Below are 21926 nucleotides of genomic sequence, written 5' to 3'. Positions count from 1 at the left end.
GTAGCAATGAGCGAACTTTGTCCGCTGATATCAACGAGTCCCGCGCTGGCACCGGCGGCCAATGTCAGCGTGGACCCTCGTTGCACGGTCCAGTCTTCCTTGGGATCCCCTGCCACGACGGTGTGGCTGGCGCCATTGTCCAGGTTGCCAGCGACGGCGGTGCCAGGCAGGCAGAGCGCCAGGGCGGAAGCCAACACGCAAGGTGCGAGGCGCTGCGAACAGCGAACGGCGATCTTCATGCATTACTCCTGTGGGAAGAAAATTTCGAAAAGGACCGCATTCACTTCGCTGGCGTGAATCAAACGCGTAGACGACGTGAAGGTGTCGTGATTTTTCCGGGTATGTCGGGGGACAGAGAATTGGAGTGCAAAGCAGGTCTCGATCGACGCACAGCGTCGTTCTCTGTTCTGTTGCGCTGCAATAGGCAATAGGAAGGTGCTCACTCTGCTCTGCGGGCATGAATCGATCCATGCAATTAGTTGCATTCAATAGCGTCGGCAGTTGACGCTTCGGAAGCCATTCAGCCGCAGCGCAGCATGCGGTGCTGCAACGCCGGTGCTAGGATCTGACCACCACCTGAATCGATCCAAATGCCGATGCCCACGCTGGACCGTCGTCTCCTGATCGCTGTCGCCGCCACGGCGATGTTCGCCTCCGGCCTGGCTGTGGCCGCCCCGGCCATGACCGCCGCTGACAAGGCCTATGCCTCGGTCGATCCGTTCATTGGTACGGGTGGTGATGGGCATACCTACCCCGGTGCAACGGTGCCGTTCGGCATGGTCCAGCTCAGCCCGGATACGCGTATCCAGCCCCGCGAGAAGGCCTATGGCTGGGCGGCGGGCTATCGCTATGACGACAGCAGCATCGTCGGCTTCTCGCACACGCATTTTTCTGGCACCGGCCATTCAGACCTGGGCGACATCCTGCTGATGCCCTTCACCGGCAACCCGGGTCTGGAGCGTGGCGATCCGGAAAAGCCACGCAGTGGTTACGCCTCGCGCTTCCGCCACGATGACGAGAAGGCCGAGCCGGGCTACTACGCGGTCACCCTGGACGACTACAAGGTGCGCGCCGAGCTGACCACCAGCGCCCGTGTAGGCGTGCATCGCTATGCGTTCCCCAAGGGCACCGAGGCCAAGGTGCTGCTGGACATGCGTACCAGCATGTACGACTACCCGGGCAAGATCCTGTGGTCGCGGGTGCGCGTGCGTGGCGATGGCACCATCACCGGTTTCCGCGAGACCCGCGGCTGGGCCGCCGGCCGCCAGCTGTATTTCGCGATGCGGTTCTCGCGGCCGCTGGCCAGCCACGAACTGCACAACACCGAACAGGACATCGTCTACAAGGGCTTTGCGCCCCCGGGTGAGAAGGACCCGACACAACGTGCGCAGATCGAGGGGCGGCAGCTGGTGGGCACCTTCGACTTCGGCAAACTGGATGCACCGCTGGTGGTGAAGGTGGCGATCTCGCCGGTCAGCGAGGCCGGCGCCATCGCCAACCTGGATGCCGAAGTGGCCGACTTCGATTTCGACCGCGTGCGTGCGCAGGCAAAGCAGGAGTGGACGCAGGCGTTGTCGGTGCTGGATATCGATGCACCGGAGCACGCACTTCGCAGCGCCTACACCGCGCTGTACCACACGCTGCTGGGGCCAACGCTGTTCATGGATGCAGACGGCCAGTACCGCGGCGCCGACAACGCCGTGCACCAGGCCAAGGGCTATACGAACTATTCGACGTTCTCGCTGTGGGACACCTACCGTGCGCTGCACCCGCTGCTGACCCTGGTGCAGCCGGAGAAGCGCAACAGCGATTTCGTCAATTCCATGCTGGCCCATCACGAGCACAGCCCTTACGGCATGTTGCCGGTGTGGTCGTTCCACGGCCTGGAAGACTGGTGCATGATCGGCTACCACGCGGTGCCGGTGATCGCCGATGCCTACGTGAAGGGCATCCGTGGTTTCGATGCGGACAAGGCGCTCAAGGCGATGGTGGAGACCGCCAACTACGGTCCTTACGATGGCATCGCGCAGTACCGTGAGCTGGGCTACGTGCCGATCGACGAAGAAGGTGAAGCGGCCAGCAAGACGCTGGAGTACGCCTTCGACGACTGGACCATCGCGCGCATGGCGCAGGCGATGGGCAAGACCGATGTGGCAGCAACCTTCGACAAGCGTGCCGGCAACTGGCGCAATGCCTTCGACAAGGACACCGGCTTCATGCGTGCGCGCAAGCGCGATGGCAGCTTCCGCACCCCGTTCGACCCCAGCGCCAGCGGCTACGGCACCGACTACACCGAAGGCAATGCCTGGCAGTACTCGTGGTACGTGCCGCAGGATGTGGCAGGCCTTGCGGCCGCGCATGGTGGCAGCGACAAGCTGCTGGCGCGGCTGGATGAAGTGTTCAACGCCAAGGTCGATCCCGCGATATTCGCACACATGGAAGACATCACCGGCCTGATCGGCTGGTATGCGCATGGCAACGAACCCAGCCACCACGTGGCTTACCTGTACTCGCATGCCGGCCAGCCGTGGCGCACGCAGGCACGCCTGAAGCAGATCATGGACACCCAGTACGCCGACCGCCCCGATGGCCTGGCGGGCAATGACGACGTCGGCCAGATGTCGGCGTGGTACGTGTTCACGGCGCTGGGCTTCTACCCGGTGGCGCCGGGCTCGGGCGAGTACATCCTCGGCCGCCCGTTCCTGCCGAAGACCGCAATGCGCCTGCCCAACGGCAAGACCTTCACCATCGTGGCCGAAGGCCTGGACGACAAGCACACCTATGTGGGCAGCGTGACCCTCAACGGCAAGCCATTGCAGCGCACCTTCCTGCGCCACGATGAGATCCTGGCCGGTGGCGAGCTGCATTTCAGCATGCAGGCCGAGCCGAACAAGGGCTGGCCGGGGCAGGGCGCGCTGGCACCGTATTCGATGTCGCGGTAACACCTACGGTAGCGCCGGGCCATGCCCGGCGGTTGATGGACGGCGCCAACCAAGGTTGGCGTCTACCGGAACCGCGCACACCGCTGGTAGATGCCAACCTTGGTTGGCATGCGATCTACACCATCCCACCATTGGCCCGCAGCACCTGGCCATTGATCCAGCCGCCATCGGCACCGGCCAGGAACGCCACCGCACCGGCAATGTCTTCCGGCGTACCCAACCGCTCCAATGGGTTCATCTTCGCCAGCCGCTCGATCAGCTCCGGTGACTTTCCGTCCAGGAACAGATCGGTGGCGGTTGGCCCGGGTGCCACCGCGTTCACGGTGATGCCACGCCCACGCAGCTCCTTGCTGAGGATCGCCCCCATCGTCTCCACGGCGGCCTTGCTGGCGGCATACACGCTGTAGTTCTCCAGCTTGATGCCCACCACGCTGGTGGACAGGGTGATAATGCGGCCGCCATCGCGCACGCGCCGCGCAGCCTCGCGCAGCACATTGAACGCGCCCTTGAGGTTGATGCCGATCACGCGGTCGAACAGGGCATCATCGCTGTCGGCCAGCGCGGCCAACTGCAGTACGCCGGCACTGTTGACCACCACATCGATGCCACCGAAGCGCGCGTCGATCGCGTCGATCAGCGCATGCACGGCCTGCGGGTCGGAGACATCGGCCTGCAGGGCAATGGCATGCCCTCCACTGGCGGTCAATTCGGCGGCCAGTGCTTCGGCCTCGTCACGGCGGCCGGCATAGTTGATCACCACGGCGTGGCCGTCGGCGGCCAGACGACGCGAGATGGCAGCGCCGATGCCGCGGGAGCCGCCGGTGACCAGGGCGACAGAGCGGGAAGCGGGGGAGGTCATGGCACATTCCAGGAAGGCACGCCGGCATGGCGCAGGGCCATCTTCGTCTCTCCGCTGTTGCGGATAATCAGGGATAATCCGGAAACATCATCCGACCAGTCGAACAATGGATCGATTCACCGCCCTGCGTGCCTTCGTCCGGATCGTCGAGCGCCGCAGCTTCAGCCGTGCCGCCGAAGACCTGGGGCTGCCGCGGGCCACGGTGACCGACGCGATCAAGGCATTGGAACAGCGCCTGGGCGCGCGCTTGCTGCACCGGACTACGCGCGTGGTGGTACCGACGCTGGAAGGCGAGGCCTTCTACGGCCGCTGTCTGCGCCTGATCGCGGACATGGACGACGCCGAGGCCGCGTTCCGTGACGTGCCACCGCGCGGGCCGCTGCGCATCGAAGTGCACGGTACGCTGGGGCGTCACCTGCTGTTTCCGCACCTGCCGGAATTCCTGCAGCGTTACCCGGACATCGAACTGGAGGTCAGCGAGGGCGACCGCTATGTCGACCTGCTGCGCGAGGGTGTGGATGCGGCCATCCGCGTGGGCACCTTGGCCGACAGCGATCTGTCCGCGCGGCGCCTGGCGTTGCTGCGCGAGGTCACGGTGGCGTCACCTGCCTACGTGCAGGCGCACGGGCAGCCTGAAAACATCGCGTCGCTGGCGGCGGGACACCAGATGGTGGGCTACCGCTCCAGTGCCACCGGCCAGCTGATTCCGCTGGAGTTCCAGCAGGGCGGCCAGGTGCGCCATATGCCGTTGCCGGCACGCGTGCGGGTGTCCGGTGCCGACGCCTTCCTCGGTGCCGCGCTGGCCGGGCTGGGCATCATCCAGGCACCGCGCTACCGGATGGACCCCTACATTGCGCGCGGGCAGTTGCTGGAGCTGTTGCCCGACATGCCACCCACACCGAGCCCAGTCAGCCTGGTCTATCTGCGCAACCGCACGCCATCGCCGCGGCTGCGGGTGTTCATCGACTGGGTGGCGGCTGTGTTCGAGCAGAGCGGCTAGCCCAGCGCCCGCCGGTTGCGCAGATGTGCGATGGCCAGCATCACCCCGCCGCAGGCGGTGGCAGCGCCATGCCAGAGCAGCGATTCCTTCAATGGCAGGTACAGCGAGGCGGACAGCAGCAGGATCGCGCCCGCGACAGCCACGCACAGCGGCAGTGCCCGTCGATGGCGACGCTGGCCGGCGCCGGTGCTGAGCACGGCGATCGTCGAAGCCAGCAGCGCGAACAGCCATTCCCAGCGCGACATCACCAGCAGCGCGGTCATCGCCCCGTGGCCAGGGTGCTGGAACGAGCGCAGCGCCATCATCGCCGCGGGCGTGAAGGCCAGCAGCAAGGGCAGGGCCACGCAATGCGCGGCACAGGCCAGCGACAGCCAAGCGCCTGCCAGATCGAAGCGGGGATGCCAGCGTGCCGAAGCTGGCGGCTGGCCGTGGGCCCTTGCGGGCGAGGTCGGGATATGGTCCATAATGTTACATAGTAACAATACGGAGTTGCCCCATGAAACGTTCTGCAGCTCTTCTACTGCTGCTTGTGCTTGCTGCCCATTCTGCGAACGCCCACGACGTGCGCCATCACGATGCACATGTCCATGGCCAGGCCGATGTCGATCTGGCCGTGGACCAGGGAACGCTGGAGCTGGCACTGCGTGCGCCGGGCATCGGCATCCTCGATTTCGAACGACCGCCTGCTGACAGCCGCGAACAGGCCGCATTGGCGCGGGCGCGGTCGATCCTGCAGAGCGGCAGCTGGGTCACCTTGCCGAGCGCTGCGCAGTGCCGGCTGGACCATGCCAAGGCCACTGCGGATGGCTTTGCGCCAGTGGCGGTGGCAGCGCAGCCCGGCCAGCACAGGCACGCCGGATTCACCGCAGCACTGCGCTACCACTGTGCCAACCCGGCGGCATTGCGTGGGCTGGCATTACCGCTGCCGACGCTGTTTCCGGGTCTGCATGAGGTGATCGTCAATACCGCAACATCGACCGGGCAAGGCCGCAGCGTGGTGACCGCCGACAGCCTGCGGGTGCCGCTGGCGCCATGAACGAAGCGACCATCATCGACCTGCAGGGCGTGCAGTTCAGCTATGCAGGGCGCGCCGTGCTGGACATCGCGCAGTTGCAGGTTCGCGCGGGCAGCAGCGTGCTGCTGCGCGGTGCCAGCGGCTCGGGCAAGAGCACGTTGCTGGGCCTGCTGGCGGGCATCCTGCTGCCGGGCAGCGGCAGCATCCGCGTCGCCGGCCAAGCGGTGAACACGCTCGGTGCTGCCACGCGTGATCGTTTCCGCGCCGACCAGCTGGGCGTGATCTTCCAACAGTTCAACCTGCTGCCGTTCCTGAGCGTGCGCAACAACGTCGCCCTGGGCGTGCGCTTCTCGCCATTGCGCAACGCGCGCATCGAAGGTGGGCTGGACGCGGAAATCGCTCGCCTGCTGCGCGCGCTGCAGCTGGATCCGGCACTGATGCCGCGTGCGGCGGGTACGCTCAGCGTTGGCCAGCAGCAGCGCGTTGCCGCTGCTCGTGCCTTGATCGGCCGCCCAGCGGTGCTGCTGGCCGACGAACCGACCTCGGCGCTGGACCCCGACGCGGCCACGGCCTTCCTGCAGCTGATGTCCGCGCAGTGCCGCGCCGCCGGTACCACTGCGCTGGTGGTCAGCCACGATGACCGCCTGCAGCCGCTGTTCGACGAGGTCTTGTCGCTGGGTGATCTGAACCGGGCAGGGGGGGCAGATGTTTGAGTTGGCCTGGGCCAGCCTGCGCAGCCGCGCCCTGAGCGTGAGCCTGACCGTGCTGGTCATCACCCTGAGCGTGGTCCTGCTGCTGGGCGTGGAACGCATCCGCACGCAGGCCCACGAGGGCTTTGCCAGCACCGTCTCGGGCACGGACCTGATCGTCGGCGCACGCTCGGGGTCGGTGAACCTGCTGCTGTACTCGGTGTTCCATATCGGCGACCCGACCAACAACGTGTCCTGGCAGTCCTACCAGGAACTGTCCGCGCTGCCGCAGGTGAAATGGGCGGTACCGCTGTCATTGGGCGACTCCTGGCGTGGCTATCGAGTGATCGGCACCACTGCCGGTTACTTCGAACACTACCGGCATGGCGCAGGGCATCCGCTGGCATTCGCACAGGGCAAGCCGTTCGACGATCTGTATGACGCGGTGGTTGGTGCAGAAGTGGCACAGGCGGCGCACATCGGCGTGGGCGCTGACATCGTGCTGGCCCATGGCACTGGTGCGGTAACGCTGGCCACGCATGCCGACAAGCCGTTCCGTGTGGTCGGCATCCTGCAGCGGACCGGTACGCCAGTGGATTCTTCCGTGCTGGTGTCACTGCCGGCGATCGAGGCGATCCATGTCGACTGGCGCTCCGGCGTGCAGCTTCGCAGCCAGCACGTCAGTGCCGAGCAGGCACGCCAGCTCGACCTGACCCCGACCAGCATCACCGCCTTCATGCTCGGCCTGAACTCGCGCATCGCCACGTTCGGCGTGCAGCGCAGCATCAACGAGTATCCAGACGAAGCGTTGCAGGCGATCCTGCCCGGCGTGACCCTGCAGCAGCTGTGGCAGTCGCTGGGTACCGCAGAGCGCGCGCTGCAGTTGATCAGTGCGATGGTGGTGCTGCTGGGCATGGTTTCGCTGATGGCGCTGCTGGTATCGACGCTGCAGGAGCGCCGCCGAGAGATGGCGGTGCTGCGCGCTACCGGTGCGCGTCCGGCCTATGTGGCCTGCCTGCTGGTGGTTGAAGCTGTGGCCACCGCGGCGATGGCCTGTGCGCTGGCGCTGGCCGTGCTGACCTGCGCCAGCGTGGTGGGGCGCAGCTGGGCGCTTGCCAATTTCGGTCTGTCGATCACCCACGTCTGGCCGGACGCGCGCGAGCTGGCCTGGGTGGGCGGCGTGCTGCTGATCAGCGCGGTCGCAGGCCTGCTGCCTGCACTGCTGGCCTACCGGCGCACCCTGGCCGATGGCCTGGCGCCTGCGTCATGAGCACGGTCGTGCGCTGGTTGCTGCTGGCTGCGGCCATGCTGCTGGTCGCCTGCACGCGGCCGACCGACACCGGCGTGCAGGCACTGCCGCCCTCGCGGGTGCAGGACAGTGCCGGCACCGAAAGCGAGCAGGAGCTGGACTGGTTGCAGATGCTGCCGGGCGATGAACTGGCCGCACTGGAGCGTGGTGAGGGGCCGGAAGTGCAGCACAGCGGCAACCGGCGCATGGCCCAGTTCGGCACGTTCCGTACCGTGGACGCGGTACTGGATCGCGCGGTGCGGCTGCCAGGCTATGTCGTGCCTTTGGCCAATGCGGCAGATGGTCGACTGCTCGAATTCCTGTTCGTGCCGTACTACGGCGCGTGCATCCACGTGCCACCACCGCCACCGAACCAGATCGTGCACGTGGTGCTGCCGCAGCCGATCGCCATGCCCGACATGTACTCGCCGTTTTTCCTGGCCGGCGTGCTGCGTGCCGAGCGGCTGGACGATGATCTTGCCGGCTCGGCCTACAGCATGGCCGATGCCGAATTGAGGCCTTATGAACCGTAGCGCGAAGGTGTTTGCCGCTCTGCTTGCCGGTGTACTGCTGACCAGCTGTGGCCGGCCCGCCGTGGAGGCTCCGCAGCCACAGGCCAGCAGCACTGCTGCGTCGCCAGCGGTGGCGTCTGCAGTGATCGACCGCTGGGACGCGCTGATGCCTGAAAAGGACAGCTTTCAGCGTCCACCGCCGCAGATCGGGCTGTCGCGCGGTAACGGCATGGACGGGGTAGGCGGCTTGATCGACGACAACGGTTCGGGCTCGCTGCCCGGGCAGGCCATCGATCATTCCAGCCCGGTACGCGCGCAGCAGTTCGGCTCGTCGGCGGTGGTCGATGGTGTGGATGGACGGACGCTTGACCTGGATGGCTATGTGGTGCCGCTGGCGATGAACGACGCGGGGCAGGTAGACGAACTGCTGTTCGTGCCGTTCTATGGCGCGTGCATCCACGTACCGCCGCCACCGCCGAACCAGATCATCCATGTAACCCTGGCCACCCCCATCACGATGGGCGCGTTGTGGGACCCCTACCGGCTGTCCGGGCGCCTGCAGGTGAAGCACTTCGAGGCGGATATCGCCAGCGCGTCCTATGACGCTGCCGCGGCGACGCTTTCCGCGATCAGCCGATGACGAGCGCCCGATGACGAGGCTCCGCGCACGCAGCGTCGCGCTGCTGATGGTGGTGCTGCTGCTGGCAGGGACCGGGGTGGCGCTGCTGTGGAACGCAACGCACGCGCCCCCGCCACCGGCCGTTGCATTTCCTGCACCGTCGGCGGAAGCGCAGGCACGCATCGAACATCACATGGCCGCCGACAATGCCTTTCGTGATGACCTGCTGTTCCTGCTGGTGGCGACGCTGCGCGACCGCTGCGAACCGGCGCAGGCGGGAGTGCTGGCGCGCATGGCCAACCGCGCGTCGCTGCCGGTGCTGGCGGCGGTGAGCGCCGTGACGGCGCAGGATGCGAGCCTGGACCGACCGATCTACCAGTACATCCAGCACCGCGCCGACGCCACCGGCTGCGGCCAGCCGCTGCGCCTGCCGGCCGGCGATGGCGGCAGTGTCGAGGTGGATATCGAACAGTACGCACGCACCTTCCCGGACAGCTACTTCGACCCGCAGCGCAGCAGTGCGCCGCGTGACTTCGGCGGGCGCCCGCTGCCAGAGCGCGCCGGCAACGCCTGCAACAGCGTGGTCTATTCGGTGCTGCCGCTGGGAGGGGTGGATTGGCGCTGCAGCACGCTGCGCAGCAACGCCCGCGCGCGGGTGCGCGCGCTGTGCGAAGAGGAGATGCAGCGGCAGCACGGCCATCTGCAGGGGGAGCTGGATGCCGCGGTGGGACAGGCCATGCAGGAGCCGGTAGTGCAGGCGGTCGCTGCATTGCCTGCGGAGTGCAGGTAGGCCGGGGCCTTCGCAGCGGGCATTGCGCCTCCCGGAAGCTGAATGACGTTCGCTGGGAGCTGCATAACTATACAGGACATCCTGTATAGTTATGGGCGTACCCCTTCCCATCCAGGTTCCCATGGCTCTCTCCCAGACCTTGGACGGTGCTCCGTCCTTGTCGCGCGCCCGGCGCTGGTCGCTGCTGTTCACCGTTGCCGCCGGCCTGCTGCTGGTCACGCTGGACAACTCGGTGCTGTACACCGCGCTGCCGACCCTGACCGAGGAGCTCTCGGCCAGTACCGGGCAGGCGCTGTGGATCATCAACGCCTATCCGCTGGTGATGGCCGGCCTGTTGCTGGGCGCGGGCACCCTGGGTGACCGCATCGGCCACCGCCGGATGTTCCTGATCGGCCTGGCGGTGTTCGGCATCGCCTCGTTGGCGGCCGCGTTCTCTGCGACCGCCGCGCAGCTGATTGCAGCGCGTGCCTTCCTCGCCGTGGGTGCGGCGGCGATGATGCCGGCCACGTTGGCGTTGATCGGGCTCAGCTTCCATGAGGAGCGCGAGCGCAACATCGCCATCGCGATCTGGGGTTCGGTGGCCATCGTCGGTGCGGCACTGGGGCCGATCATCGGTGGCTGGCTGCTGCAGCACTTCTGGTGGGGCTCGGTGTTCCTGATCAACGTACCGGTGGTGGTGGTCGCCTTCATCGCGACCCTGGTGCTGGCTCCGGAAGGACAGCGCGACAGCACGCGACCGTGGGACCTGCTGTCCTCGTTGCTGGCACTGGCCGCGCTGTCGGGCCTGGTATTGGCGATCAAGTCGCTGATCGCCACGCCGCCCTCGTACGGTGTGGGCGCGGTATCGCTGCTGATGGCGCTCATCGCCGGCTTCGCCTTCAGCCGCCGTCAGCAGCAGCTGCCCTATCCGCTGCTGGATTTCGCCATCTTCCGTAACCCGGCCTTCCTTGCCGGCACCCTCTCGGCAGTGTTCACCCTGTTTGCGATGGCCGGGCTGCAGCTGCTCACCACCCAGCGTTTCCAGCTGGTGGCCGGCCTCAGCCCGTTGCAGGCGGGCCTGCTGGTATCGGTGGCGGCGCTGGGCAGCCTGCCCAGCGCGTTGCTGGGTGGCAGCGTGCTGCATCGCGTCGGCCTGCGCCCGCTGATCTGCGGCGGCCTTGCGGCTGGCGCGGTAGGCGTCGGAGTGGTGGCGCTGGGCTTCCCGCACGGCCTGGGCTGGGTGGTGGCCGGCATGGCGATCACCGGCTTCGGCATGGGTGCTGCGATCTCGGTGGCGTCCACCGCCATCCTCAACAACGTGCCGCCGCATCGTGCGGGCATGGCCTCGTCGGTGGAGGAGGTGTCCTACGAGTTCGGTGGCCTGCTGGCGGTCGCGCTGCTGGGCAGCCTGAGCGCTGCGATGTACGGCGCGTTCCTGCCGGAGTCGGCGGACATTCCGGCCGCCGCGCGCGAGGGGTTCACCCAAGCGTTGCACGTGGCGCGTGACACGGGGCAGGGTGAGTGGTTCGCCCTGGCCACCGCGGCCTACGATCGCGGTTACCAGATCGTGCTGCTGGTGATCAGCGCGGTGCTGGCGGCTGGCGCGGTGATCATCGCGCGCCTGCTGCGTGGACGTGCCGGTGGCCGCGACGGCGCTGCCGATCGCGTAAAATAGCGGCAATGAGAACCAGCAAGCGCGAGCGTATCCTCGACGCCGCCGTCAGCGTGATCAACCGCGACGGCGTGCGTGCGGTCACCTTTGAATCGGTGGCGGCCGAGGCGCAGTTGACCCGTGGCGGCCTGCTGTACCACTTCCCCTCGCGCGAAGCGTTGCTGCGCGGCATCGACGAGCACCTGGTGCAGAGCTGGGAAGCATCGATGGAGGCGCTGCTGGGCAAGTCGGCCGGCGAGGCCACTGCGCTGGAGCGCTACCAGACCTTCGTGCGCGTTTCGGCACAGAGCGCCACCCGCGCCGAGCTGATGTTCATGCTGGACTCGGTGGACCCCGAGTTCCCCAGCGACCGTCCGTGGGCACCGGTAGTGCAGCGCTGGGCACCTTCGCCACCGGCCGCCGGCAGCGACGACCCTGCGGCGCTGGACAATTTCGTGGCGCGGTTGGCCGCCGATGGCCTGTGGATCTACGAGGCCATGTACGAAGGCCAGCTGGACGAGAACGTGCGCACGCAGCTGACCGAACGGATCGGCGGGCTGCTCTCTCCCGAGCAGTCCCCGAAGGACTAGCTGCTGGCTACAGCGCCGCCAGCCACGCGCGGGGCGAGAGCCCCAGGCGCTTGCGGAACGCCTTGGACAGCGAGGCGGTATCGGCAAAGCCGACGTCGGTTGCCACCTGCTTGGCCGCTGCCCCCGCGCGCAGCTGCGTGCAGGCCAGGCTCAAGCGCCAATCCAGCAGGTAGCTGGCCGGCGTGGTCTGCATCACGTCCTTGAACACCGCCGCGAACGCGCTGCGCGACAGCCCGGCGATGGCGGCCATCGTCGGCAGCGTCCAAGCCTGCTGCGGCGACTGGTGCAGGGCCACCAGCGTGCGTGCCAGGCGCGCATCGGACAGCCCGCGCATCAACCCGTGGCTGACCCCTGCTGCATCGGGATGATCGATCACCCAGCGCAGTACCTGGATCAGGGCAACCTCGAACAGCCGGTTGGTCAGCAGGCGCGAGCCGCAGCGCTGGCGGTCGGCTTCTGCGAACAGCAGGCGCAGGGTGCCGTCCAGTTCACCGATGGCCGACAGCGGCACCACCATCACCGGCGGCAGCGACTGGACAACCGGATTGCGTGCACCGCCGTCGAAGTCGAGCGTGGCGCAGGTGAAATCAGGACCGTCCAGCGGCGCGTTGAGGAACACATGCCGCAGTGGCCGCGGGTACAGCAGCAGGCTGGGCGCGGCGACCTTCAACTGGCGCGTGATGCCGTCCGCGTCCGGGTGATGCACCTCCATCTCGCCCTTGCGCAGGATGTGCAGGAAGGCGCGCCCCGGCTGCGGTTCGAACACGTGCCGTCCGCACAGCGGGCCGGAATGGAACAGCGCTGCCTGTACCCGGAACCGTTCGAGCAGGGTCGACAGCCGGTCGGGCACGTCGTCGGGTGGCCGGGCCGGGGGCGGGAGAGTGGTCATGGATGAATGGACAACATATCTGGAAATAAAGACTCTATTCGTCCGGCGAGTCTACCTACGATGCGCCCATCGTCCAATCCCGGGCGCTATCGCAAGGAGTACTCCCATGTCCCGCATTCCCCTGATCGACCCGACCTCGACCACGCCCGAACGCCAGGCCCTGCTGGGCCAGGTCCACGCCGCCTTCGGCGCTACACCGGCGATGTTCCGTGCCGTGGCCAACTCGCCGGCCGCCCTGCAGAGCATGTGGGGCGCCTTCGGCGCGTTGGGTGGAGGCCGTCTGTCGCCGCTGCTGGGCGAGCAGATTGCGGTGGCCATCGCCAACCGCAATGCGTGCGAATACTGCCTGGCCGCGCACACGGCGCTGGGGCGCAAGGCCGGCGCCAGTGGCGAACAGATGACCGCTGCACAGATCGGCCAGTCCAGCGATCCGGCCACCGCCGCCGCCCTGGACTTCGCGCTGAAGGTGGTCGAGCAGCGTGCGCAGATTGGTGACGCTGACGTGCAGGCGCTGCGCGCGGCTGGTTTCGATGACGAGCAGATCGTGGAGATTCTGGCCCACGTCGCGCTCAATCTGTTCACCAACTACGTCAACGTGGCCTTCGAGGTGCCGGTGGACTTCCCGAAGGTGGCGCTGCGCTGAGGCCGCCCCGTCAGGCAGGCGGGAGGCCGTGCAGGTCATCCCCCTGCAGTCGCTCCGGGTGCGTATACACGTTGAAGCCCCCTTCGCGGGCGAAGCCCACCAGGCACAGCCCGGCACTGCGGGCCAGGTCGATGGCCAGCGCGGTGGGGGCCGAAACGGCAACCAGTACACTGGCACCGGCGCGCGCTGCCTTGCTGACCATTTCGTAGCTGGCACGGCTGGACACCACCAGCAGGCCACCATCGATGCTGTGCTCGTTGTGGTGCAGCGCACCGATCAGCTTGTCCAGCGCGTTGTGACGGCCGACGTCTTCGCGCACCCAGCCGATGCGGCCGCTGGCATCGGCCCAGGCTGCTGCATGGGTCGAACCACTGGCGGCATTCATTGGTTGTTGCGCGGCCAGCCCGGCCAGTGCCCGCTGCAGTGCAGCCGTCTGATACGTGCGGCGGTCTTTTACCGGCGGCAGCGGACGCAGCACCTCTTCCAGCTGACGCGCGCCGCACAACCCGCAACCGCCGCGACCAGGCAGCAGGCGCCCATTGTCCAGGTCCAGTGCGGCGCCAGGGGCGTCAGCGGACACGGCCATCTTCAGCTCGATGCCTTCCAGCTGTGGCTGCACCTCGGCGGACAGCAGCTGATCAGGGCGCTCGATCAATCCTTCGCTGAGCGAGAAACCCAGGGCGAAATCCTCCAGGTCGCACGGCGTGGCCATCATCACCGCGAAGGCGGCACCGTTGTAGCGCATCACCACCGGCACTTCTTCGGCGATCACGTCCACCTGTTGCTCCAGCCCCGTGCTGCGCCAGCGCTGCAGCGTGCGCAGTGCCGTGCCGGCGGGCGGAGGAGAAGGCGGCGTCGATCCGGGCATGCGGCACATCCTGGGCAAAGCAGAAGGGCAGGCTACGCCCGGAGGATAGCGCAGCCCTCCAGTGAAGACGCGACGGTAACCGTTGCCATGGCAGCCTGCCATACCACGGCCGGGCCATGTCGCTGCGGTTGCCGGCGTGCTTGACTGGCCACGGCAGCCGGGCGCGGGCCCGGCACTGCAGGCAGGCACTCCACCAACGCAGGTTCCCGACCATGTCCGAACAGCAGCCGCCGCGTTACAAGCCCTACAACCAACTGGCAGGCGGCTGGGGGCCGCCGGTGCGACCGCCAAGGTGCTGCTGCAGCAGAGCGTGATCGGCAAGGGATCGAAGGCACTGCTGGCGATGAACCAGCCGGGTGGCTTCAAGTGCCCCAGCTGCGCGTTTCCCGATGCCGACTACCGCAAGAGGCGTGGGCAAGGGAACCATCGTGCTGGACGACTTCGAACACGCCGAGGCGATCTTCGTGATGGGCCAGAACACCGGCACCAACTCGCTGCGGATGATGAGCAACCTGGTGGAAGCGCGCAAACGCTGCGTGCCGACTGTGGCGGTCAACCCGATGCCCGAGCGCGCCCTGATCCGCTTCACCGAACCGCAGGACGTGGTGCAGATGGTGGCCGACGCCGAACGGCAAGGCCAACATCCTGGTCATGCCGGGCCTGGAAGTGAACACGGTGGTCGATGATCCGGAGATGCTGCGGCTGGCCACGGTGCGTTCGCACGATCAGTACAACACCACCATCTACAGCTACAACGACCGCTACCGGGGCGCGTACAACGACCGCATGGTGGTGTTCATGAGCATCGAGGATCGTCTGGCGCGCGGGCTCGGCAAGGGAGCATTGGTGAGCCTGGAGACGATCAGCGACGACGGCGTGACGCGGCGCATTGAAGGCCTGACCGTGCTTGACTACCCGATGCCGCGCGGCGCGTTGGCGGGCTACTACCCAGAGCTGAACCCGCTGCTGCCGCTGGACTACTACGATCGGATCAGCGGTACGCCAGCGGTGAAATCCATTCCGGCACGGATACGCGCAGGTCGAGGTGCCAGCGTAAGACGCCGCGCCTACGGTTCTTCGGTGTCGCTCAGCACGATGCTGCCATCCAGCAGCACCGGCACCATCTGCGTCCAGCCCTTGGCGTTGTAGTCGAGGCTGACCAGGTACACCCAGCCGCGCGCTGCGTCTTCGGCATGCGCCGCCGCGTCGGCGGTGAAGCGCTGCAGGCTGACCTCGGAGACCACGAAGTCATCGCTGGGATAGCGCTGGCGTGCGTGGGCCAGCGCTGCCGCCGTCGCTTGGTGCACTGACAGCGGCGGCTCGGCGCGCGCTGGGTCGAAGGTGGGCAGCGCATGCAACCGCGTCGCGCTCACCTGCCAGCGCTCATGGGTGTGGTCATCATCGCCGCTGGCGAGCACGGTCCATTGGCGTTCGCCTGCCATGACCGGAAGGCTCAGCAACGCAGACAGCAGCAGGGCAGCAGAGGCGCAGCGGGCAGACATGAAAAAGCTCCAATGAACGTCCTCCATGATGACACCAGGCAGCGGCGACGGGCGTATCGTGCGTCGGCTATCATCAGGCCGTGGATATATCCGGCCTGCTGCTGCGACTGATGCTGCTCCTGACCCTGGTGCTGAATGCACCGGCGCTGGCGCTTGCCTCGGGCGGCATCAACGGTCAGGCCAGCGATGGTCATTGCGGTGTACCCCACGAGCGCGCCGGCACGGGGATTTCTGCCGCGCCCACCCGCTGCGATGACCCGACCGCAGGCGCGTGCAGCAGCGATGGATGCGAATGCGTGCCGGCCAGTGTGGCCATGCTGCCGTCGGCGCGAAGCCTTGCTGCATGGCCGCTGCGTGCAGTGCCCGGTAATGCGCTGCATAAGGGTCATCCCGCGCCTGCGCTGCCGCAGCTGATCCGTCCGCCGATCGTTTGATCGCGCGCAGGCATCGCGTGCCTGCCGTCCAGCAGCACCCCCTCATCTACCTGGCCCACGCGAATCCACCGTGTGGGTGGCAGGCGCTCGCGCCTGCGATTGCAAAGGACAACCTGACATATGAACCGCACTCCTTCCGTGAGCCTGTTGCTTAGCGCCGTTCTGCTGGGCAGCGCCTGCGCGCGCGCCTCTGAAGAGGCCGTGTCCTCGCCCGCAACCGCAGCCGTCACGGCAGTTGCGGTGACGGCTGAGGCGACGATCGATCCGGAACTGCCGCTGGCCATCGTGCACAAGACGGCCAGTTGTGGTTGCTGTGGCGTGTGGGCCGACCACCTCAAGGCTGCCGGCTTCCCGGTTGAGATACGCGACACCGATGACATGCATCCGATCAAACAGCGTCTCGGCGTACCGGCCGGCAAGGCGTCCTGCCATACCGCCGAGATCGGTGGCTATGTAGTGGAAGGCCATATTCCGGTCAGCGACATCAAGCGCCTGCTGAAAGAACGGCCGGCGGCGCGGGGCCTGGTGCTGCCGGGCATGCCGGCCGGATCTCCGGGCATGGAAATGCCTGATGACCATGTGCAGCCGTATACCGTAGAGCTGGTGCTGGCTGATGGCAGCACCCAGCCCTTCGCACAGCACGGCCAGGGAGGCTGAGATTCAGTGGCGGTGCCGATCGGTCTGACCGGCACCCTTCCACGCGGCCTGTGTAGAGCCGAGCCCACGCTCGGCTGCTTTCGGCCGGCAAGCCGAGCATCGGCTCGGCTCTACAGGATCAGCGGGCCCCGGCCGCTTCCTTGGCCAGCTGCGCGTCGAACTTCTTCTCGGCCTCATCCGCATAGGCCTTGCAGGTCAGTGCCTTGGCACCGGCCTTGGCACCCGCGGCGTAGTTCCAGCCGCTGGCACCTGGATGCGGGGTCAGCAGGACGTCGCAGGGCAGGGCGCGCACCGTGGCGAAGCTGCGACGGTAGTCGTCGACCAGATGCGGGTAGCGTGGGTTGTCCTGCAGTTGATAGCCCGGTGCGCTCAGGCTGTCGGCGTAGACGATGCGAACGGATTTTCCTTCACGGGTGTCGGTCCAGCTCCAGGCGGTGCTACCCGGGGTATGGCCGGGTACGAAGTGCGCGGTGAAGTCGACGTCGCCGAGCGAGACCACCTCGCCGTCCATGATGATCCGGTCCGCGGTTGTCGGCGGATAGGTGATGCCGTCGCCGAAGTGCAGGTCGTTGCTGCCCCCGCGTGCCAGCAGCACCGCCGATTCTGCATTGGCCACGATCTGCGCGCCGGTACCGCGCTTGAGCGCTGCAACCGGGCCGGCGTGGTCGGCGTGGGCATGGCTGAGCAGGATCAGGCGCAGATCCTGCGGCGCAACACCACGCGCCTTCATGTTGCGCAGCAGGTGGTCGGCCATCTGCGGCATGCCACCATCGAGCAGCACCGCGCCCTGCGGCGTCTGCACCAGCAGCGCGGTCAGGTCTTCGGTGCCGATCTGCCAGGTGTGGTCGGCAATCTGCAGCGGCGCCATCGGCTGCAGCCAGGAGGCATCCACGGTGTAGGCACGCAGCTGCGGAAGCGGCGGTTCGGCGGCAGAAGCCGCAGCGGGAAGCAGGGCAGCGACGGTGATGGCGAGGGTCTGCAGGCGCATGGGAGGACACCGATGAAGGGGCCCAGAAACTAGCATGGGCCCCCTTCGTCGCGTCACGCATAGATTTCATGGCACCCATAAGGGCGGCATGGCCCAGTGCGGCAATGCCAGCGCGGTGGCACCCCGATGGCCCTGGTGGTGGGCAACAGGATTGTTCGCCGCTTCGGGAAAGTGAATCCACGATCACCCACTGCAGCGCACACTCGGCCGCAGATAGGCTGCAGGGCAGCCATCGGGGAGAGAGACCATGCACGTGCTTCTGGTGATCGTCGGCGGGTTCCTGCTGCTGGGCGTCTTCGCCCTGTTCGGCAGGCTCTGGAGCACGGGCAGCTCGCAGCTGCCCACGGCGCTGTTGGCCTTCATCGGTACCTGGCTGCTGGTGTCGGTGGCCAATCTGTGGGTGGGGGTCAGCCGGGCGGGCTATACGGTGCGTGAGGAGCTGCCGATCCTGCTGCTGGTGTTTACCGTTCCGGCGCTGGTGGCCGGAGTCATTTTCTGGCGGCTGGGCCGCTGAACCGAGGATCAGCGATGCCGGCAACACCCCGTCTTCCTGCCCTGCGTCGTCGCGACGGCCATCATGCGCGGGTGACCTACGAAGAACTGTTCTTCGATCTGGTCTACGTGTTCGCCGTCACCCAGCTCAGCCACCACCTGCTGCACCACCTCGGCCTGCTGGGCGTGCTGCAGACGCTGGTGCTGTGGTTTGCGGTCTGGCTCGGCTGGCAGTACGCGTGCTGGGTCAGCAACTGGTTCGACCCGGAGGCGCCGCGCATCCGTGGCCTGTTGTTCGTCACGATGCTGCTGGCGTTGCTGATGTCCTCGTCCATCCCCGAAGCCTTTGCCGGACGCGCATGGATATTCGCCGGCGCCTACGCCACGATGCAGGTGGGCCGGACGCTGTTCGTCCTGCTGGAAGTAGGGCGCGCGCATCCGCTGGCCGCCAATTTCAGGCGCATGCTGGCCTGGGTCAGCGTTTCGGCCTGCTTCTGGCTGGCCGGTGCAGCGGTCGAGGGCAATGCGCGGTTGGTGCTGTGGGCGCTGGCCGTCGCCTGCGAATACATCTCCCCGATGTTCGGCTTCGCGTTTCCCGGCCTCGGCCGCTCGCGTACCCGCGAGTGGACCATCGAAGGCGGACATCTGGCCGAGCGCTGCCAACTGTTCGTGATCGTCGCACTGGGTGAGACGCTGCTGGCAACCGGCGGCGTGCTGAGCGAAGTGGAGCACTGGAATGGCGCGGTGGTGTCGGCGGTGCTGGCGACCTTTGCCGGTACGCTCGCGATGTGGTGGTTGTACTTCGGCATCTCCAGCCGTGACGCCACCGACACCATCACCCGTTCCGACGATCCGGGCCGCATCGGCGCCTATTTCCACTACGTGCACGCGCTGCTGATCGCCGGCATCATCGCCACCGCCGTCGGCAATGACCTGGTGATGGACGAACCGGAAGCGGTGGTGACCCTGCCGTATGCCGCGATGCTGGCGGCGGGACCATTGATCTACCTGCTGGGCAGCGCGCTGTACAAGCGGGCGGTCTACGGCCGCGTGCCGCGCTCGCATCTGCTGGGGGCGGCGGCGCTGGTGGTGCTCGGCTTCGTGCTGCCATGGATGCACCTGCTGGCGGCAGGCTGGCTGACCAGCATCGTGCTGCTGGTGGTGGGGCTGGCCGATACGCGGTTGAAGCGAAGCATTGCAGCGGCACGCAGTTAGGAGTGGTCCGCCAGGCAGGCCTGAGCTCAGTCCAGCTCCGCAGCCATCCCCGCCAGTCCGCTCACGGTGTTGATGTTGCGGCCGGTTCCGTTCGCTGCGAAGGGGACGCGCAGTCGCGAACCGGCCATGCCATCGCCGTAGTGGATGAACAGCTCGCGCTTGCCAAGGGCAAGCTGTTCTTCGCCGATACCGGTTACGCCCTGCAGGGGGGGGCTTGGGCAGCGCCTCGTCAATGAACAGGGCGACGACACGGTTGCCGGCAGCGTCCTTGAAGGGGTTGCGGGCGATCACTGCTGCCATTTCGGCAGCGGTATGCACCAGCACGCCTACCGGCTTGCCTGCATGGGCATGCAGGCTTTTCGCCAAACTGCCGCGGACACCCGCCTCGTCGAGCGGACTGCTGAACACGGCATTGCCGCTGGCGATATAGGTGCGGGCACCGCGGAATCCTGCGCGCTGGCACATACCCACCAGTTCGGCCATCGACAGCTTGCCGGTACCGCCTACATTCACTGCGCGCAGCAGGGTTATATATGCAGCAGGGTTATATATACGGTCATGGCGTACTGCCCTGCAGCCGGTCATACATCCGCACCAGATCCACCAGGGTGCGCGCGCCCATCTTGCGCATCAACTGCGCGCGACGCACCTTCACCGTGATTTCGCTGACGCCAAGATCAGCGGCGATCTGCTTGTTGAGCCGGCCCCGTACCACGCCGGCGACCACCTCGCGCTCCCCGGTGTTCAAGGTGTCCCAGCGCTGCTGCAATGCGCCCAGCACGTCGCCCTCGCGGCGCCGCTGGCGGTCGATCCCGATGCCCTTGTGGATGGCATCCAGCAGCTCCTGGTCACGGAAAGGCTTGGTCAGGAATTCGATGGCACCTTCCTTGATGGCATTGACGCCCATGGCGATGTCGCCGTGCCCGGTGATGAACACCACCGGCAGGTGCAGGCCGTGGCTGGCCATGGTGCGATGGAAGTCCAGTCCGCTCTGGCCGGGCATGCGCACGTCCAGCACCAGGCAGGCCGGGGCGTCCTCCATCGCATGGGCAAGAAATTCGCCGGTAGATGCGAATGCCCGTACCTGCAGCCCCATCGAGGCCAGCAGGTCCTCCAGCGCGGCGCGTACCGAGGCATCGTCGTCGATCACGTAGACGATCGGTGACGGTTCCACAGGCGTTGTCGTGGGTTTACGCATGGGTAGCTTCCATATGCGTGGGCAGCTCGAAGATGAAACAGGCGCCGCCACCAGCGGGTCGCTCGGCGCGGATATGGCCGCCGTTGGCCTCGATCATCGAGCGGCTCAGGCTGAGGCCCAGGCCGAGGCCGTTCGACTTGGTGGTCCAGAATGCATCGAACACCCGGTCAGGGTGCTCCACGGGCAGGCCGATACCACGATCGCGCACGCTCAGGCTGACGTGCCCATAGCCATCATGCGCGGTCAGCAGCGACAGCCTGCGCTCGCCCGTGGGCGTACCGGCCATCGCGTCGACGGCATTGAGGATGAGGTTGCCGATCACCTGCTGCACCTGCACGCGATCGGCATGGGCGGGGGGCAAGTCACTGCCCAGCACCAGCGCAATCGTCACGCCATGCTGCTCCAGTTCGCTGTGCGACAGCGCCAGCATTTCCTCCACGGCCTGGTTGAGGTCGAAGGCCTGGCGTTCTGGCGCGGCGCCTTGGGTCAGGCCGCGGATGCGGGCGATCACGTCACTGGCGCGATGGGCGTCGGCGACGATGCGGGCAATGGTCTGCCGCGCCTTGTCCAGGTTCGGTGGCTGCTGGGCCAACCAGCGCTGGCTGGCTTCGGCACTGCTGGCGATGGCCGCCAGTGGCTGGTTGACCTCATGCGCGATGGAGGTGGTCAGCTCGCCGACCGTGGAGGCGCGGGCAACACGCAGCAGGCGTGCCTGTGCATCCTGCACCGCAGCCTTGGCCGCTTCCATCTTCAATGCCAGATACGTGGTGATGCCGATCACCAGCATGCCGATTGCTGAATTGACCAGGCCGATGCGGTAGGTGCCGAAGCGGGTCAGGAAGAAGCTGAGGCCGGTCAACGCGATGCAGACCGCGGCAAGCAGGATGAGGCCGCGTGCGGGCAAGCGCCGCGACGCTGCCAGGATGACGGCAGCGTAGAAGCAGGCAGCGGCAACGGCGTAATCGGTAACCGTATCGACCAGGAAGATGGCCGCCATCACGATGATCAGGGCCAGCACGACCAGGGGGCGGCGGGGTGACAGCGATGGCATCGGGATGGCTCCCTGGCGTGGGTGGAAAGGATAGCAAAGCGCTGTTCGGTCGATG

General features: G+C 66.9%; 24 protein-coding genes and 2 pseudogenes. 16 read left to right on the top strand and 10 right to left on the bottom strand.

The window, feature by feature from the left end; all coding sequences use genetic code 11:
- Window positions 1-590 precede the first annotated feature (590 nt).
- The gene (locus tag WKB25_RS06225) at window positions 591-2942 is read left to right on the top strand and encodes a GH92 family glycosyl hydrolase (RefSeq protein ID WP_340569410.1); all 2352 of its coding nucleotides are present in this window, start codon (window positions 591-593) and stop codon (window positions 2940-2942) included.
- Between the two features lie 115 nt (window positions 2943-3057).
- On the opposite strand, the gene WKB25_RS06220 is transcribed toward WKB25_RS06225, so the two are convergent.
- The gene (locus WKB25_RS06220; RefSeq protein ID WP_340569409.1) at window positions 3058-3801 is read right to left on the bottom strand and encodes an SDR family oxidoreductase; all 744 of its coding nucleotides are present in this window, start codon (window positions 3799-3801) and stop codon (window positions 3058-3060) included.
- A 106-nt stretch (window positions 3802-3907) separates the two neighbouring features.
- Here WKB25_RS06220 and WKB25_RS06215 point away from each other — a divergent pair, with 106 nt between their 5' ends.
- Window positions 3908-4801 (top strand): LysR family transcriptional regulator, encoded by an 894-nt coding sequence (locus WKB25_RS06215; protein WP_340569407.1) that lies wholly within the window; start codon window positions 3908-3910, stop codon window positions 4799-4801.
- Here the strand turns inward: WKB25_RS06215 and WKB25_RS06210 are convergent.
- A complete protein-coding gene (locus WKB25_RS06210) occupies window positions 4798-5265 on the bottom strand; it encodes a MerC domain-containing protein (protein WP_340569406.1) in 468 nt (155 codons plus the stop codon). The genes WKB25_RS06215 and WKB25_RS06210 overlap by 4 nt on opposite strands.
- 32 nt (window positions 5266-5297) lie before the next feature.
- Between WKB25_RS06210 and WKB25_RS06205 the strand changes: the two genes are divergently transcribed.
- The 8 genes from WKB25_RS06205 to WKB25_RS06170 all read left to right on the top strand — a co-directional run bounded on the left by WKB25_RS06205 (window position 5298) and on the right by WKB25_RS06170 (window position 11934).
- On the top strand, window positions 5298-5837 hold the full coding sequence (locus WKB25_RS06205; RefSeq protein WP_340569405.1) for a DUF2796 domain-containing protein: 540 nt from the start codon (window positions 5298-5300) through the stop codon (window positions 5835-5837).
- A complete protein-coding gene (locus tag WKB25_RS06200; protein ID WP_340569403.1) occupies window positions 5834-6529 on the top strand; it encodes an ATP-binding cassette domain-containing protein in 696 nt (231 codons plus the stop codon). The genes WKB25_RS06205 and WKB25_RS06200 overlap by 4 nt, the downstream gene beginning before the upstream one ends.
- Entirely contained in the window at window positions 6522-7775 is a 1254-nt protein-coding gene (locus WKB25_RS06195) for an ABC transporter permease (protein WP_340569401.1), read from the top strand. Before WKB25_RS06200 ends, WKB25_RS06195 begins: the two co-directional genes overlap by 8 nt.
- A gap of 8 nt (window positions 7776-7783) precedes the next feature.
- Complete coding sequence (locus WKB25_RS06190; RefSeq protein WP_340569492.1) at window positions 7784-8326, top strand: DUF3299 domain-containing protein; 543 nt, start codon at window positions 7784-7786, stop codon at window positions 8324-8326.
- Window positions 8316-8945, top strand: a complete 630-nt coding sequence (locus WKB25_RS06185; RefSeq protein ID WP_340569400.1) for a DUF3299 domain-containing protein — start codon at window positions 8316-8318, stop codon at window positions 8943-8945. Before WKB25_RS06190 ends, WKB25_RS06185 begins: the two co-directional genes overlap by 11 nt.
- Window positions 8946-8991: 46 nt before the next feature.
- Window positions 8992-9714, top strand: coding sequence for a hypothetical protein (locus WKB25_RS06180; RefSeq protein ID WP_340569490.1), 723 nt, complete (start codon window positions 8992-8994; stop codon window positions 9712-9714).
- Between the two features lie 121 nt (window positions 9715-9835).
- A complete protein-coding gene (locus tag WKB25_RS06175) occupies window positions 9836-11368 on the top strand; it encodes an MFS transporter (protein ID WP_340569398.1) in 1533 nt (510 codons plus the stop codon).
- Window positions 11369-11373: 5 nt separating this feature from the next.
- A complete protein-coding gene (locus tag WKB25_RS06170; RefSeq protein WP_340569396.1) occupies window positions 11374-11934 on the top strand; it encodes a TetR/AcrR family transcriptional regulator in 561 nt (186 codons plus the stop codon).
- A gap of 7 nt (window positions 11935-11941) precedes the next feature.
- Here the strand turns inward: WKB25_RS06170 and WKB25_RS06165 are convergent, their stop codons facing one another.
- Entirely contained in the window at window positions 11942-12823 is an 882-nt protein-coding gene (locus WKB25_RS06165) for an AraC family transcriptional regulator (RefSeq protein WP_340569394.1), read from the bottom strand.
- Between the two features lie 106 nt (window positions 12824-12929).
- Here WKB25_RS06165 and WKB25_RS06160 point away from each other — a divergent pair, with 106 nt between their 5' ends.
- Complete coding sequence (locus WKB25_RS06160; RefSeq protein WP_340569392.1) at window positions 12930-13466, top strand: peroxidase-related enzyme; 537 nt, start codon at window positions 12930-12932, stop codon at window positions 13464-13466.
- 10 nt (window positions 13467-13476) lie between these two features.
- Here WKB25_RS06160 and fdhD read toward each other — a convergent pair whose 3' ends face one another.
- Window positions 13477-14334, bottom strand: a complete 858-nt coding sequence (fdhD, locus tag WKB25_RS06155) for a formate dehydrogenase accessory sulfurtransferase FdhD (RefSeq protein ID WP_340569391.1) — start codon at window positions 14332-14334, stop codon at window positions 13477-13479.
- Window positions 14335-14546: 212 nt separating this feature from the next.
- Here fdhD and WKB25_RS06150 point away from each other — a divergent pair.
- Window positions 14547-15372 (top strand): annotated as a pseudogene (locus WKB25_RS06150) (molybdopterin dinucleotide binding domain-containing protein); the annotation flags it as partial.
- A gap of 29 nt (window positions 15373-15401) precedes the next feature.
- Here the strand turns inward: WKB25_RS06150 and WKB25_RS06145 are convergent.
- A complete protein-coding gene (locus WKB25_RS06145; RefSeq protein WP_340569389.1) occupies window positions 15402-15836 on the bottom strand; it encodes a hypothetical protein in 435 nt (144 codons plus the stop codon).
- A gap of 80 nt (window positions 15837-15916) precedes the next feature.
- On the opposite strand from WKB25_RS06145, the gene WKB25_RS06140 reads away from it, so the two are divergent.
- On the top strand, window positions 15917-16270 hold the full coding sequence (locus tag WKB25_RS06140) for a CopL family metal-binding regulatory protein (protein WP_340569388.1): 354 nt from the start codon (window positions 15917-15919) through the stop codon (window positions 16268-16270).
- A 120-nt stretch (window positions 16271-16390) separates the two neighbouring features.
- Window positions 16391-16927 (top strand): DUF411 domain-containing protein, encoded by a 537-nt coding sequence (locus WKB25_RS06135; RefSeq protein ID WP_340569387.1) that lies wholly within the window; start codon window positions 16391-16393, stop codon window positions 16925-16927.
- A 118-nt stretch (window positions 16928-17045) separates the two neighbouring features.
- Here WKB25_RS06135 and blaL1 read toward each other — a convergent pair whose 3' ends face one another.
- A complete protein-coding gene (blaL1, locus tag WKB25_RS06130) occupies window positions 17046-17915 on the bottom strand; it encodes a L1 family subclass B3 metallo-beta-lactamase (protein ID WP_340569386.1) in 870 nt (289 codons plus the stop codon).
- A gap of 247 nt (window positions 17916-18162) precedes the next feature.
- On the opposite strand from blaL1, the gene WKB25_RS06125 reads away from it, so the two are divergent.
- Together WKB25_RS06125 and WKB25_RS06120 are read left to right on the top strand one after the other, a co-directional pair.
- Entirely contained in the window at window positions 18163-18429 is a 267-nt protein-coding gene (locus tag WKB25_RS06125) for a hypothetical protein (RefSeq protein WP_340569385.1), read from the top strand.
- Between the two features lie 14 nt (window positions 18430-18443).
- Window positions 18444-19622: a low temperature requirement protein A gene (locus tag WKB25_RS06120; protein WP_340569383.1), complete on the top strand. Its 1179-nt coding sequence runs from the start codon at window positions 18444-18446 to the stop codon at window positions 19620-19622.
- A gap of 26 nt (window positions 19623-19648) precedes the next feature.
- Here the strand turns inward: WKB25_RS06120 and WKB25_RS06115 are convergent, their stop codons facing one another.
- From WKB25_RS06115 to WKB25_RS06100, 4 genes and pseudogenes are all read right to left on the bottom strand, one after another.
- Window positions 19649-19873, bottom strand: a complete 225-nt coding sequence (locus tag WKB25_RS06115) for a hypothetical protein (protein ID WP_340569382.1) — start codon at window positions 19871-19873, stop codon at window positions 19649-19651.
- Window positions 19874-19895: 22 nt separating this feature from the next.
- Window positions 19896-20105 (bottom strand): annotated as a pseudogene (locus WKB25_RS06110) (DUF1697 domain-containing protein); the annotation flags it as partial.
- Between the two features lie 73 nt (window positions 20106-20178).
- Window positions 20179-20820, bottom strand: coding sequence for a response regulator transcription factor (locus WKB25_RS06105; protein ID WP_340569380.1), 642 nt, complete (start codon window positions 20818-20820; stop codon window positions 20179-20181).
- Complete coding sequence (locus tag WKB25_RS06100) at window positions 20813-21871, bottom strand: ATP-binding protein (protein ID WP_340569379.1); 1059 nt, start codon at window positions 21869-21871, stop codon at window positions 20813-20815. Before WKB25_RS06100 ends, WKB25_RS06105 begins: the two co-directional genes overlap by 8 nt.
- Window positions 21872-21926: the final 55 nt, after the last annotated feature.

The organism is Stenotrophomonas sp. G106K1 (assembly GCF_037969685.1).
In the GTDB taxonomy this organism is placed as follows: domain Bacteria; phylum Pseudomonadota; class Gammaproteobacteria; order Xanthomonadales; family Xanthomonadaceae; genus Stenotrophomonas; species Stenotrophomonas lactitubi.
The sequence above is the reverse complement of the archived record's forward strand: the minus strand, read 5'-3'. Positions and strand labels throughout refer to the sequence as shown.

Coding starts and splice junctions, on each gene's coding strand:
- WKB25_RS06185 (WP_340569400.1), top strand. CDS start 8,316: ATGAACCGTAGCGCGAAGGTGTTTGCCGCTCTGCTTGCCGGTGTACTG.
- WKB25_RS06160 (WP_340569392.1), top strand. CDS start 12,930: ATGTCCCGCATTCCCCTGATCGACCCGACCTCGACCACGCCCGAACGC.
- WKB25_RS06220 (WP_340569409.1), bottom strand. CDS start 3,801: ATGACCTCCCCCGCTTCCCGCTCTGTCGCCCTGGTCACCGGCGGCTCC.
- WKB25_RS06175 (WP_340569398.1), top strand. CDS start 9,836: ATGGCTCTCTCCCAGACCTTGGACGGTGCTCCGTCCTTGTCGCGCGCC.
- WKB25_RS06205 (WP_340569405.1), top strand. CDS start 5,298: ATGAAACGTTCTGCAGCTCTTCTACTGCTGCTTGTGCTTGCTGCCCAT.
- WKB25_RS06200 (WP_340569403.1), top strand. CDS start 5,834: ATGAACGAAGCGACCATCATCGACCTGCAGGGCGTGCAGTTCAGCTAT.
- WKB25_RS06165 (WP_340569394.1), bottom strand. CDS start 12,823: ATGACCACTCTCCCGCCCCCGGCCCGGCCACCCGACGACGTGCCCGAC.
- WKB25_RS06170 (WP_340569396.1), top strand. CDS start 11,374: ATGAGAACCAGCAAGCGCGAGCGTATCCTCGACGCCGCCGTCAGCGTG.
- WKB25_RS06120 (WP_340569383.1), top strand. CDS start 18,444: ATGCCGGCAACACCCCGTCTTCCTGCCCTGCGTCGTCGCGACGGCCAT.
- WKB25_RS06145 (WP_340569389.1), bottom strand. CDS start 15,836: ATGTCTGCCCGCTGCGCCTCTGCTGCCCTGCTGCTGTCTGCGTTGCTG.
- WKB25_RS06125 (WP_340569385.1), top strand. CDS start 18,163: ATGCACGTGCTTCTGGTGATCGTCGGCGGGTTCCTGCTGCTGGGCGTC.
- WKB25_RS06195 (WP_340569401.1), top strand. CDS start 6,522: ATGTTTGAGTTGGCCTGGGCCAGCCTGCGCAGCCGCGCCCTGAGCGTG.
- WKB25_RS06100 (WP_340569379.1), bottom strand. CDS start 21,871: ATGCCATCGCTGTCACCCCGCCGCCCCCTGGTCGTGCTGGCCCTGATC.
- fdhD (WP_340569391.1), bottom strand. CDS start 14,334: ATGCCCGGATCGACGCCGCCTTCTCCTCCGCCCGCCGGCACGGCACTG.
- WKB25_RS06180 (WP_340569490.1), top strand. CDS start 8,992: ATGGTGGTGCTGCTGCTGGCAGGGACCGGGGTGGCGCTGCTGTGGAAC.
- WKB25_RS06210 (WP_340569406.1), bottom strand. CDS start 5,265: ATGGACCATATCCCGACCTCGCCCGCAAGGGCCCACGGCCAGCCGCCA.
- WKB25_RS06225 (WP_340569410.1), top strand. CDS start 591: ATGCCGATGCCCACGCTGGACCGTCGTCTCCTGATCGCTGTCGCCGCC.
- WKB25_RS06215 (WP_340569407.1), top strand. CDS start 3,908: ATGGATCGATTCACCGCCCTGCGTGCCTTCGTCCGGATCGTCGAGCGC.
- WKB25_RS06105 (WP_340569380.1), bottom strand. CDS start 20,820: ATGCGTAAACCCACGACAACGCCTGTGGAACCGTCACCGATCGTCTAC.
- blaL1 (WP_340569386.1), bottom strand. CDS start 17,915: ATGCGCCTGCAGACCCTCGCCATCACCGTCGCTGCCCTGCTTCCCGCT.
- WKB25_RS06135 (WP_340569387.1), top strand. CDS start 16,391: ATGAACCGCACTCCTTCCGTGAGCCTGTTGCTTAGCGCCGTTCTGCTG.